This window comes from Pseudomonas sp. H3_D04, from assembly GCF_054669175.1.
Genome location: NZ_CP162801.1, coordinates 6,347,016 through 6,360,190 on the forward strand (window position 1 = coordinate 6,347,016; position 13,175 = coordinate 6,360,190).

Consider the following 13,175-nt stretch of genomic DNA (forward strand, 5'->3'; position numbering starts at 1 on the left):
AGGATTTGCACCGAATCTGTGGGAGCGAGCCTGCTCGCGATGGGCCCCGACCTGTCACTACAGATCTCAGGCTTCACTGGTGTCCTTGATCAGATGCGCCGCCAACGTCCGCAACGGCCCCAACTGCCGGCAGATCAACGCCAACTGCGTCTGTACCAGCCGCTGCCCTTCATCGATCTCGTCCGGCATTTGCTCCAACTCATTGGCCAGCGCCTCTTCGGCATCGCTCTGAATCGCAATTGGCTGTTTGCTCGCCAACCCTTGGGCGATCTCGTCGATGCTGGCCGCCAGGCTCACGCCCGCGCCGTCGATCAAATGCTCGCGAACATCCGCCGGTAACTGGGTTTCACGGTGCGCACCCAATCCCGACAAGTAGCTGAGCAACGTGTGCGACAGCACCAGGAAGCGAAACCCGACATCCGCTTCCTTACGGAAATGCCCTGGCTCCATGAGCATGTTGGCCAGTGTCGTCGACAATGCCGCATCAGCGTTGTGCGCATTGCGTCGGGCCAGGCGATAGGCCAGGTCGTCGCTTTTGCCGGCGGCGTATTGCTGCATGATCTGGCGCAGGTAAATGCTGTTGCAGGTCAGGGTATTGGCCAGCACTTTGTTCAGGCGTCGGCCCTGCCAGTCCGGCAGGAACAGGAACACCGCGAGCCCGGCGATCAAGCTGCCGAGCAAGGTGTCGAACAGCCGCGGCAGGAACAGCCCGTAACCATCACCGACCTGATTGAAGCAGAACAGCACCATCAAGGTAATCGCGGCGGTCGCCAACGTGTAGCGCGTGGTGCGGTTGATAAAGAACACCACTCCGGCTGCGATCGCGAAGCACGACTGGACCAGCGGATTGGGGAACAGATCGAACAGCGCCCAGGCCACCGTCAGGCCAATCGCGGTGCCGATGATCCGTTGGCCCAGTTTGCGTCGAGTGGCGCCGTAGTTTGGCTGGCAGACAAACAGCGTGGTGAGGATGATCCAGTAACCTTGCGAGGGGTGAATCAAGTGCACCATGCCGTAGCCGATGCTCAAGGCCAGGGGCAGGCGCAGTGCATGGCGGAACAGCAGCGAGGTCGGCGTCAGCTGCGTGCGCAAGCGAATCCATACATCCTTGAGGTTGCGCGGCGAGCGGTCGAGCAGGCTGCTGTCGGTGGCGTCGGCCAGAGCGTCGGGGTTGCTGGCATCGCTGAGCAAACGGTCGAGGGTGCCGAGGTTGGCGGCCAATGCCCGCAAAGAGCGCAACAGACCGCGCCAGGCCGGGTTGCTCTGGATGCGCAAGTGTTCGATGGAGGCGTGCAGGTCGCTCAACGCTTCGGCGAAGCTGGCGTCATAGATGAACGGCTGGCGCATCTGGATCGATTCCGCCAGCGCCCGGCAGGCTTTGCCTTGCTGGCGTAGCAGACGCTGGCAACGGAACAGCACGTCGCTGTGAAAGAACGCCTCGGCCAGCGCGTTGTAAGGGTAGTGCGAAGAACTGGCGCGCTCGTGGATGTCCTGAGCGAGGAAGTACAGCTTGAGGTAGCGGCTGACTTTCGAACCCGGTCGTCCATTGCCGACCCGGTGCAGGATAATTTCCTTGGCAGCGTTGAGTGCCGCGACAACTCGACCGTTTTGCTGCGCCAGTTCCAGTCGGCGTGCTTCCACGTCCATCTGCCGAATCGGCTCGAACAGCGACGATTTCAGCTTCAAGTAAAAGCCCAGTTCACGGAACAACCGAGCCAGGCTCTGCTGCACCGGCTGGTTGGAAAACATCGCCTGCCACAGCACCGAGAGCAAGCCGTACCAGGCGGCGCCGGCCACCAGCAGCACCGGCTCGTGCCAGAAATCGGTGACCGCGCCGCCGCGCTGATCCACGCCGATCATGGTGTAGACCGACAGAATCAACGTCGCCGAGGCAATCGCGCCATAGCGTTCGCCGAGGGCGCCGAGCATGGTCAGGCCGAAACTGGCGAGGGCCAGGGCGATGACAAAAACGATGGGGTAGGGGAACAGCAATTCGACGGAGAGGGCGGCGACGCTGAAGCACACCAGCGTCACGGCCAGCGCGTTGAGGCGGCCCTGCCAACTGTCGTCGGTCTCGGCCAGGGCGCTGGCGATGATCCCCAGGAACAACGGGATCAGCAGCCCCATTTCATCCTGATACCAACAGACGGCCATGCTGCCGGTCAGGGCGATGAACACCCGCACGCTGTAGCTGAATTTATCCAGCGCCCAGAGACGGCGCAGCGACTGACGAAATGAGGTCGATGACATGAAGTGCGAAGGCCTTCCGAGGCAATGCCGCTAAATTGAGCCAGTAATGACGCCGACGCAATGGCGCCGATCACATCTGACAGCAAAATCTGTTCCTTGATTGTTCAGTGTTGTCTGTTCGGACGCCTTCGCGATCCGACTTGCCCGCGAAGAACGATGACGCGGTATATCAGACGTACTGCGCAGCGGCATAACCCGAGGCCCAGGCCCACTGGAAGTTGAAGCCGCCCAGGTGTCCGGTGACGTCGAGCACTTCACCAATGAAATACAGGCCAGGGCTTTTCAGCGATTCCATGGTCTTGGATGACACTTCATGAGTGTCGACACCGCCCAAAGTCACTTCCGCAGTGCGATAGCCCTCGGTGCCGGCAGGAACCACTTTCCAGCTCGCCAGTTTTTCGGCGATGTCGGCGATTTCCGCGTGGGTGTATTGCTTCATCGGTTTGGAGACGAACCAGTTGTCCGCCAGCAAGTTGGCCATCTTCTTGGTGAAGATTTCACCGAGCAGGGTTTTCAGTTCGCTGTTCGGGCGTTCGGCTTGCTGCTGTTGCAGCCAGCTCGGCACGTCGTGGTCCGGCATCAAGTTGATCTCGACCGTGTCGCCGGATTCCCAGAACGAGGAAATCTGCAAAATCGCCGGGCCACTGAGGCCGCGATGGGTGAACAGGATGTTCTCGCGAAAGCTCTGGTCGTTGCAGCTCACCAGGCAATCCACCGATGTGCCGGACAGCTCGGTGCACAGTTCCTTGAGCTGATCGGTGATGGTGAACGGCACCAGGCCGGCACGGGTCGGAAGCAGTTCGTGACCGAACTGCTTGGCGACCTGATAACCGAAACCGGTGGCGCCCAGGGTCGGAATCGACAGACCACCCGTGGCGATGACCAGGGATTCACAGGTCAGTTGACCGAGCGTCGTGTCGAGCAAGTAACCGCTTTCGAGCTTTTCGATGGTCTGGATCGAGGTGTCCAGGTGCAGGCTGACGCCGACCTGATCGCATTCGGTGAGGAGCATCTCAAGGATGTCGCTGGATTTGTTATCGCAGAACAGTTGGCCGAGTTTCTTCTCGTGATACGGCACGCCGTGTTTGGCGACCATGCCGATGAAATCCCACTGGGTATAGCGCGCCAGTGCGGATTTGCAGAAGTGTTCATTTTGCGAGAGGAAATTGCCCGGTTCTGTGTACATGTTGGTGAAATTGCAGCGGCCACCGCCCGACATCAGGATTTTCTTGCCGGCCTTGTTCGCATGGTCGAGCAACATGACCTTGCGCCCACGTCCGGCGGCGGTCAGCGCACACATCAACCCTGCGGCGCCAGCGCCAATGATCACGACTTCGGTAGAGCGCAAAACGGTGTCCTCACACAGGAGCTTATATTGATCGTTCCCACGCGGAGCGTGGGAACGATCAGGCAGGGGGAGTTGCGGCGTTCTTAGAGGATACGAACGCGCAACGAACGGCCTTTGATCTTGCCGTCGTTCAGGCGCTGCAAGGCTTGCTTGGCGATCCCGCGTTCAACAGCCACATATGCCTGGAAGTCGAAAATCGCGATCTTGCCGACCTGAGCGCCCGGAATACCGGCATCGCCCGTCAGTGCACCCAGAATGTCGCCCGGACGCACTTTGTCTTTACGGCCTGCGCCGATGACCAGCGTGCTCATCACCGGCAGCAGCGGTGCGCCACCCTGGGATTTGAGGTTGTCCAGCTGATCCCAGCTCAACGGCGACTTCTGCAGGAGCTCGATGGCCTGGGCGCGGTGCGCTTCGGACGGCGCGACCAAGCTGATCGCAATGCCTTTCTCGCCAGCACGACCGGTACGGCCGACACGGTGAATGTGGATTTCCGAGTCACGGGCCAGCTCGACGTTGATCACCATGTCCAGCGCATCGATGTCCAGGCCACGAGCGGCGACGTCGGTGGCGACCAGTACCGAAGTACTGCGGTTGGCGAACATGGCCAGCACCTGGTCACGGTCACGCTGTTCCAGATCGCCGTGCAGGCCGACGGCGGAGATGCCTTTAGAGGTCAGGTGATCGACGGTTTCCTGAACCTGCTGCTTGGTGAAGCAGAAGGCGACGCAGGACGCCGGACGGTGATGCGCGAGGACTTTGACCACCGCGTCCATGCGCTCTTCCGGGGAGATTTCGTAGAAACGCTGCTCAATCTGCGTGTCGTCGTGGAACGCTTCGGCCTTCACGATCTGCGGGTTACGCATGAATTTCGCCGCCAATTGCTTGATGCCCGTCGGATAGGTGGCGGAGAACAGCAGGGTCTGGCGACGTTCAGGGCTCTGGGCGATGATTTCTTCGATGGAATCGTAGAAACCCATGTCGAGCATGCGGTCGGCTTCATCGAGGATCAGCGTGTTCAGGCCATGGAGAATCAGCGAACCCTTGCGCAGGTGCTGCTGAATCCGACCAGGGGTGCCGACGATGATGTGCGCACCGTGCTCCAGCGAGCCGATCTGTGGGCCGAAAGCCACGCCGCCGCACAGGGTCAGGACCTTGATGTTGTCTTCGGCGCGGGCCAGGCGACGGATTTCCTTGGCGACCTGGTCGGCCAACTCGCGAGTCGGACAGATGACCAGCGCCTGGCAACCGAAGAAGCGCGGATTGATCGGGTTCAGCAGGCCGACACCGAAGGCGGCGGTCTTGCCGCTACCGGTCTTGGCCTGGGCGATCAGGTCCATCCCCTTGAGGATCACCGGCAAGCTTTGCGCCTGGATCGGCGTCATCTCGGCATAACCCAAAGAGTCGAGGTTAGCCAGCATGGCGGCGGATAGCGGCAAAGTATTAAAAGCGGTGGCAATGGTGGTCACGGGACTGGCCTGCAAAACAAAATGTCGCGCAGTGTATCAGTCCCATGGCCATTCGCCCGTAGTTTCCAGACGAGAAGTCGCCGAGCGCAGGCACTTATCGTCTGGAAACTAAGGCTCTATGTGTTCTTCCGGGCTTCTGACGCGCCGTCCGTCTTCCTTTGAGAGCTGGGAGAAGATCGTCGCGGCCAGCATCGCCATGATTCCGACCGTCACAAACGTCAGCTGGAACGCACCCAGCACCGTGTCCACGCCATCGTTGCCGATCTCTGCGGTAAAGCCGCCGAGCAACGCGCCGGCACAGGCAACGCCAAGGCTCAGGGACAATTGCGCGACCACCGACAGCAGGCTGTTGCCGCTGCTGGCGCTGGCGTCGTCGAGGTCGATCAGGGTCACGGTGTTCATGGCGGTGAACTGCAAGGAGTTGATCGCGCCGAGAATCGCCAGCATCCCCAGCAGCAGCCAGTACGGCGTCTGCTCGCTGACCAGGCCCATGCTCGCCAGCATCAGCCCCAGCGCCAGGGTGTTGCCGGTGAGCACGATGCGATAGCCCAGGCGCTCAATCAGCGGACGCGCCACCGATTTGGCGACCATCGCCGCAGCGGCCAACGGCAACATGCTCATCCCGGCTTGTGACGGCGAATAACCCAGCGCCACTTGCAGCAACAACGGCACGAGGAACGGCAGGGCGCCGCTGCCCAGGCGGGCGAACAGGTTGCCGAGGATGCCCACGGCAAACGTCCGGGTCTTGAACAGCGACGGCGCGAACAGCGGATTATCGATGCGCCCGGCGCGCAGCCAATACGCCGCCAGACACGCCATGCCGCCGAACAGTAGCAACATCACCCGCAAGTGCGGCAGGTGCAGTTCACCGAGGCCTTCCATGGCGATGGTGATCAGAATCATCGCCGCGCCGAACAGCAAAAAGCCCAGGCTGTCGAAGCGCGTGCGTTCAGTGCCGCGCAGGTCGGGAATGAACTTCCACACGGCGTAGCAGCCGATGGCGCCCACCGGCAGGTTGATCAGGAAGATCCAGTGCCAGGTCAGGTATTCGACCATCCAGCCGCCCATGGTCGGGCCGATCAACGGGCCGAGCAGGCCGGGAATGGTGATGAAGCCCATGATCCGCACCAGCTCCGAGCGCGGATAGGCGCGCAGCACCACCAGCCGCCCGACCGGCAGCATCAACGCACCGCCCAGGCCTTGTATCACTCGGGCACCGATCAGCATGCTCAGGGTGCTCGACAAGGCGCAGAGCAATGAGCCGAGGCTGAACAGCAGGATTGCGCCGAAGAAGATTTTCTTGGTGCCGAAGCGGTCGGCGATCCAGCCTGAGGCAGGAATCAGCAGCGCGACGGTGAGCATGTAGGCAATGATCACGCCCTGCATGCGCAGCGGATCTTCGGCCAGATCCCGGGCCATGGCAGGCAGGGCGGTGTTGAGGATGGTCCCGTCGAGGGACTGCATGAAGAAGGCGATGGCGACGACCCACGGCACCCAGCGGGCGGTGACAGCGTCGAGAGGCGGGCGGTTGGGCATGGGACCTCGTGTGAGTCGGAGTTAATGATCGTTCCCACGCTCCGCGTGGGAATGCAGTCCGGGACGGTCCGCGTCCCTGCCGAAGCGGACGCGGAGCGTCCATTGAGGCATTCCCACGCAGAGCGTGGGCACGATCGGTGTCAGAGGGTCAAGGTCAGCTTGCTGATCAGCGCCCCCGGCAACAACGCCGAAGCCGTGGCCCGCTGGCTGTAGGTGCTGGCCGACAACATAAGCTCACGCTCCTCGGTCAACGCTTCCAGTTGGGAACCAAGCAGACTGTAAGCACTGTCATCAAAGCGCATGGTGCTCACCGGCGCCTGAATCTCGCCGTTCTCGACCCAGAACGTCGCGAATCGCGTCATGCCGGTCAGGCGTGCCGCCGGTTGGTCCGAGTAGTTCAGGTACCAGAGGTTGCTGATGTACAGACCGGTGCCCAGTTGCTTGAGAATCTCTGCATCGGGCAGCGTACCGGCGGCCATGTTCACAGCACTCGGCATTTCACCGCCGCTGGCGCCATTGGCGGTAAGGCCGTATTCGGCGGCACTGCGTGAACTGACCATCTGCGCGCCCGCCTTGCCTTCGACGATCAAGCCAAGATCGCTGCGCGGATAACCTTCGCCCGAAAACGCCGGGCTCAACGAACCGCTGACCTTTTCATCAACCGACACCAACGGGCTGAACGCACTGTCGCCCGCATACAGCTTCTGCAACGGGCTGCTTTTGGTGGCAATCGACTGTGCCGAGAAACCGCCCCAGCCCAGCATGTCCATTATTTCTCCCAGGGCTGCCGGTGCCAGATAGGCGCGGTACTGACCGGGCGCCAGGGTGCGTTGCGGTCTGCCGAGGAATGCCAACTGCTCACGCGCCTGCGCAAAGCGCTTGGCAAAACCCTCGCTGTTCCAGTCGTGCCCGGCGTAACTGGCTTTCACCGCTTGGCCGTTTTCATGGACCAGACTGAAATCAAAGTTGAAGCTGTTGGCCTGATGCCAGCCAAGCGCCCCCGAAGAACTGGCGAAACCACGACTGATCGGGCCGGCGGCGTAGAAGCCGACCAGATCCAGCCCCTCGGCGGCCTGGGTGATTTCGGCCACGACCTGCTCGGTGTCCGGCAGCGGATGCTCCTGCACGTTCTTGCTCTGCCAACTGTTGTGGTTGAGCAGTAGGTAGGGATCCTGCGGCAGCAGCGGCAAGGTTTCGCGCAACTGTTGCAGGCCTTCGGCCAGGCGCTGAAGGTCGACTTCCTGATCGCCGGCCAGCGTGATGTTGAGGTCAGCATGCCGACCCTCGTTGATCAGCTTGAAACCGACGCTCGCCTGCTGCACCTGGCCGGCCTGACGCACCTTGGCGTGGTTGAAGCGCACGAAGGCCGAGGATTCGGCGGCGTAACTTAGAGTGAACTGTTCCGGCTCGCGAATCGCATCACGCAGCCAATTGACCAAGGCCTTGAACGCATCGGCCTGACTTTTGAAGTACTCATCAGGCATCCCCCCCAAACACATCAACGTTGCTGAACACACAGGCCGGCGAGGCATGGCCGACGCGGATCACCTGGTTCGGTTCGCCCTTGCCGCAGTTCGGCGTGCCCAGGACCTTGACGGAGTTGGCATCGCCAACGGCGCTGAGGTTTTTCCAGAACTGCGCGGAAATCGCCCGGTAGTTCGGGTTCTTGACCACGCCTTTGAGTTCGCCGTTTTCGATCAGTTGGCCCCATTCACAGCCGAACTGGAATTTGTTGCGGGCATCGTCGATGGACCAGGACCGGTTGGTGCTCATCAAGATGCCGTGCTCGATGTTGCCGATCATTTGCTCCAGCGGTTGATCGCCGGCCTCGATGTTCAGGTTGGCCATGCGATCGATCGGCGGACGGTTCCAGCTGCAGGCGCGGCTGTTGGCCACGCCATCCATGCCCGCGCGAAACTGCGACAGCGCGCCGCCCAATGGGCGCAGCAGCAAGCCTTCTTTAATCAGGAATTGTTTGCTGGCAGCAGTGCCGTCGTCGTCATGGCCATAGCTGGCGAGCTGTTCGGGAATCTCCGGGTCGAAGGTCACGTTCAGCAGTTTCGAGCCGTACTGCAGGCTGCCGAAGTCTTCTGCCTTGACGAAACTGGTGCCGGCGTAATTGCGCTCGTCACCGAGGATGCGGTCCAGTTCCAATGGGTGGCCAATCGATTCGTGGATTTGCAGCATCATCTGGTCCGGCATCAGCAGCAGGTCACGCGGGCCTTTCGGGGTGTTCGGCGCCAGCAGCAATTGCAGCGCCTGATCGGCGATTTTCGGACCGGCGCCGACCAGGCCGCAGCGGCTGATCACATCAAAACCGCCCTGTTGACCGAAGTTCTCGCGGCCCAGGGTTCGGGTCTGGCTGTCGTTGCCGTCGTAGGCCGTGACTTCCAGGCTCGGGTAGACGAACCGCTGGGCCTGGCGCAGTTCGGCACCGGCGTTGCTGAGGTAGAGCTGTTCGACATGGGTGATGCCGATGCTCACTTCCCAGTTCACCAGTCGCTCGTCCTTGGGTACGGATGCGGATTCGGCGCCGAGCAGTTGGTAGCAATCGCTCAGGGAAGGGAAGGGCTGGTCGAGGTTCGGCGAAAAGTAGTCGGCGCGGTCGCTGGAGACCACCTGTGCGCTCAGGTCGAGCAGGGCGTGGGGCTTGAGTCGGCGGGCTTGTTGCTCGGCCTTCTCCAGTGCGGCTTGCAGGCCTTGTTGCGACAGGTCGTTGGTCGCGGCGTAGGCTTCGACGCCGTTGACTCGCACGGTCAGCATCGCGCCTTCGTCACGGCTCAGGCTCGGAGGTTCGGCGACATTCTTGCGCACCGACAGGTACTGGCCGGACTCGCGTACATAACGCAGCGAAAAGAATTCAGCGCCCGTGCGCAAGGCAGCGAAGCGCTGCTTGAGCTGGGGGTGGAAATCGAACATTCGGGAACCTCCTTGGTCTGGAGTGGCGGTGCAGCGGTGTTGCGAAGGGGGGGTGAAACGTTTGCGTGGCGCTAGATTAGGCCTGGGCGGGGGGTAGGATCAAGGGTGGAGCGGTGTAGGAAGGGATTACCGGTATGTGTCAGTTAGAGATGTGTTGCTTGGTCGGGCCCCTTCGCGGGCAAGCCTCGCTCCTACAAGTAATCGCGTTCCCTTGTAGGAGCGAGCGGTGCGACGATTCGACTTGCCCGCGAAGGGCGCACCTCGGTATTAAGTCTTACTGAGCGGTAAGGCTCACTTCCCGCAACGGCTTGCCACGCACCGGCGCATCGCCGGCCACGTAGTAATCGGCCTTGCTGCGCGGCAACGGCTGGCGACCACGGATCTTGTCGGCGATTTTCTCGGCGATCATGATCGTTGGTGCGTTCAGGTTGCCGGTGGTGATGATCGGCATGATCGAGGCATCGACCACACGCAGGGCTTGCAGGCCATGCACTCGACCTTCGCCATCGACCACGGCCATCTCGTCGGTGCCCATCTTGCACGAGCAGGAAGGATGGAACGCGGTTTCGGCGTGTTCGCGGATGAACTTGTCGAGCTGCTCATCGGTTTGCACGTCGATGCCCGGGCTGATTTCGCGACCACGGAAAGCGTCCAGTGCGGGCTGTTGCATGATTTCACGGGTCAGGCGAATGCCGTCGCGGAATTCCTGCCAGTCCTGCTCGGTGGCCATGTAGTTGAACAGGATGCTCGGGTACTCGCGCGGATCCTTGGACTTGGCCTGGATGCGACCACGACTCGGCGAACGCATGGAACCCATGTGCGCCTGGAAACCGTGCTCTTTCACACCGTTGCTGCCGTTGTAGTTAATCGCGACCGGCAGGAAGTGGTACTGGATGTTCGGCCAATCGAATTCTTCGCGGGTACGGATGAAACCGCCCGCTTCGAACTGGTTGCTGGCGCCGATGCCGGTGCCGTTGAACAGCCATTCGGCACCGATGGCCGGCTGGTTGTACCAGAGCAACGACGGGTACAGCGAGACCGGTTGGGTGCAGGCGTATTGCAGGTACAACTCGAGGTGATCCTGCAGGTTTTCGCCGACGCCGGGCAGGTCATGGACCACCGGGATGTCGAGCTTGTTCAGCAGTTCAGCCGGGCCGACGCCGGAGCGTTGCAGAATCTGCGGCGACGCGATGGCGCCGGAGCACAGCAGCACTTCTTTGCGGGCACGGGCTTCAACGCGCTCTTCAGCGGCACCGATCAGGTAACGCACGCCAACGGCACGCTTGCCTTCGAACAGGATCTTGTCGGTCAGGGCGTGGGTGACGATGGTCAGGGTCGAACGCTTCTTGGCGATGTCCAGGTAACCGCGAGCGGTGCTGGCGCGGCGGCCGTTCGGCGTCACGGTGCGGTCCATCGGGCCGAAGCCTTCTTGCTGGTACCCGTTGAGATCTTCGGTGCGCGGGTAACCGGCCTGTACGCCTGCTTCAACCATCGCGTGGAACAGCGGGTTGTTGCCGGCTTTCGGCGTGGTCACGCTGACCGGACCGTCGCCACCGTGGTAGTCGTTCGGGCCGATGTCGCGGGTTTCAGCCTTGCGGAAGTACGGCAGGCAGTTCAGATAGTCCCAGTCTTCAAGACCTGGAAGCTTGGCCCAGTTGTCGTAGTCCATCGCGTTGCCGCGGATGTAGCACATGCCGTTGATCAGCGAGGAACCGCCGAGGCCCTTGCCGCGACCGCATTCCATCTTGCGACCGTCCATGTGTGGCTCTGGATCGGTTTCGTAGGCCCAATTGTAGCGACGGCCTTGCAGCGGAAACGCCAGGGCGGCCGGCATTTGCGTGCGGAAATCCAGACGGTAGTCCGGGCCGCCTGCTTCGAGCAGCAGGACGGTGACGCCTTCGTCTTCAGTCAGACGGGTCGCCAGGGTGTTACCGGCCGAGCCGGCACCGATGATGATGTAATCGAATTCTTGGGACATAGGCCCTCCGGGAGTTTCAAGCTTCAAGCTTCAAGCTGCAAGAGAGCAGCGAGCGGTGTTGAGATGGAGCGGCAAACCAAACTGCTTTTGCTTGCAGCTTGAAGCTTGCCGCTTGTCGCTGGATCAGCTAATCAAAATACCGAAACGTACTCACCCAGTTCGACTTGCACGGACTTGATGCGCGTGAAGTTATTGAGAGAGCTGATCCCGTTTTCACGACCAACACCGGACTGCTTGTAGCCGCCGACCGGCATCTTCGCGTCGGACTCGCCCCAGGCGTTGATCCAGCAGATACCGGCTTCCAGTTGATGAATCACGCGGTGAGCGCGGTTCAGGTCCTTGGTGACGATGCCGGCGGCCAGGCCGAAGTCGGTGTCGTTGGCACGACGGATCACTTCTTCTTCGGTGTCGTAGGTCAGGATCGCCATCACTGGGCCGAAGATTTCTTCGCGAACGATGGTCATCTCGTCGGTGCAGTCGGTGAACACGGTCGGGGCCACGAACGCGCCTTTGGCGAATTCGCCTTCGGTCAGACGATTGCCGCCGCACAGCACGCGAGCACCTTCTTCCTTACCTTTGGCGATGTAACCCAGCACGCTTTCCATGTGGGCGAAGCTGACCAGCGGGCCGAAGTTGGTGTTCTCGTCTTCCGGGTTGCCGATGCGGATGCGCGCAACGCGCTCAGCGATCTTCGCTTCGAAAGCGGCTTTCAGGTGAGTCGGCACGAACACGCGAGTGCCGTTGGTGCAGACCTGACCGGAACTGTAGAAGTTGGCCATCATCGCGGTGTCGGCGGCGCGATCGAGGTCGGCGTCGTCGAAGATGATCAGCGGGGATTTGCCGCCCAGTTCCATGGTCACGTCTTTCAGCGACGAAGCGGAAGCGCTGGCCATGACCTTCTTGCCGGTGTCGGTGCCGCCGGTGAAGGAGATTTTTTCGATGCGTGGGTGCTCAGTCAACCAGGTGCCGACTTCACGGCCGCTGCCGGTCAACACGTTGAACACGCCGGCTGGCAGGCCTGCCTCGGTGTAGATCTCGGCCAGTTTCAGCGTGGTCAGGGAAGTGACTTCGCTTGGCTTGAAGATCATCGCGTTACCGGCCGCCAGGGCTGGCGCGGATTTCCACAGGGCGATCTGGATCGGGTAGTTCCACGCGCCGATGCCGGCGACGACACCCAGTGGCTCGCGACGGGTGTAGACGAACGACGTGGTACGCAGCGGGATCTGCTCGCCTTCGATGGCGGGCACCAGGCCTGCATAGTATTCCAGCACGTCGGCACCGGTGACGATGTCGACATACTTGGTTTCGGAGAACGACTTGCCGGTGTCCAGGGTTTCCAGGGCGGCCAGCTCATCGTTGCGCTCGCGCAGGATGTCAACGGCACGACGCAGGATGCGCGAACGCTCCATGGCGGTCATTGCGGCCCAGATTTTCTGGCCCTTTTCGGCGCTGACGACGGCGCGCTCAACGTCTTCCTTGGTCGCACGCTGTACGGTTGCGAGGACTTCACCGTTAGCCGGGTTGATGGCTTCGAAGGTGGCGTCGCTGCTGGCGTCGGAGTAACCGCCATCGATGTAAAGTTTTTGCAGTTCGAAACGGGCCATAGTGTCCTCGCAAGTGCATAAGTGGTTGGCGTAGGCCACTGGAGTGAAGCCATAGGGTTGTGGCAACACCG

Annotated in this window: 8 protein-coding genes; all 8 read right to left on the minus strand. The window is 61.5% G+C overall.

What is annotated here, in order from left to right; genetic code table 11:
• Positions 1-66: 66 nt before the first annotated feature.
• On the minus strand, positions 67-2,250 hold the full coding sequence (yccS, locus tag AB4N91_RS29175) for a YccS family putative transporter (protein WP_010466973.1): 2,184 nt from the start codon (positions 2,248-2,250) through the stop codon (positions 67-69).
• 169 nt (positions 2,251-2,419) lie between these two features.
• Positions 2,420-3,598, minus strand: coding sequence for a BaiN/RdsA family NAD(P)/FAD-dependent oxidoreductase (locus tag AB4N91_RS29180; protein WP_010466977.1), 1,179 nt, complete (start codon positions 3,596-3,598; stop codon positions 2,420-2,422).
• Positions 3,599-3,681: 83 nt separating this feature from the next.
• Positions 3,682-5,019, minus strand: a complete 1,338-nt coding sequence (gene dbpA / locus AB4N91_RS29185) for an ATP-dependent RNA helicase DbpA (RefSeq protein WP_229801809.1) — start codon at positions 5,017-5,019, stop codon at positions 3,682-3,684.
• 156 nt (positions 5,020-5,175) lie between these two features.
• On the minus strand, positions 5,176-6,603 hold the full coding sequence (gene mdtD, locus AB4N91_RS29190; RefSeq protein WP_154912926.1) for a multidrug transporter subunit MdtD: 1,428 nt from the start codon (positions 6,601-6,603) through the stop codon (positions 5,176-5,178).
• A 140-nt stretch (positions 6,604-6,743) separates the two neighbouring features.
• Positions 6,744-8,087, minus strand: a complete 1,344-nt coding sequence (locus AB4N91_RS29195; protein WP_460111989.1) for a TldD/PmbA family protein — start codon at positions 8,085-8,087, stop codon at positions 6,744-6,746.
• Positions 8,080-9,522, minus strand: a complete 1,443-nt coding sequence (locus AB4N91_RS29200) for a TldD/PmbA family protein (RefSeq protein WP_460111990.1) — start codon at positions 9,520-9,522, stop codon at positions 8,080-8,082. The genes AB4N91_RS29195 and AB4N91_RS29200 overlap by 8 nt, the downstream gene beginning before the upstream one ends.
• A 274-nt stretch (positions 9,523-9,796) precedes the next feature.
• Positions 9,797-11,500, minus strand: a complete 1,704-nt coding sequence (betA, locus tag AB4N91_RS29205; protein ID WP_077747261.1) for a choline dehydrogenase — start codon at positions 11,498-11,500, stop codon at positions 9,797-9,799.
• A gap of 131 nt (positions 11,501-11,631) precedes the next feature.
• Positions 11,632-13,104, minus strand: coding sequence for a betaine-aldehyde dehydrogenase (gene betB / locus AB4N91_RS29210; RefSeq protein WP_010466983.1), 1,473 nt, complete (start codon positions 13,102-13,104; stop codon positions 11,632-11,634).
• Between the last annotated feature and the right edge of the window lie 71 nt (positions 13,105-13,175).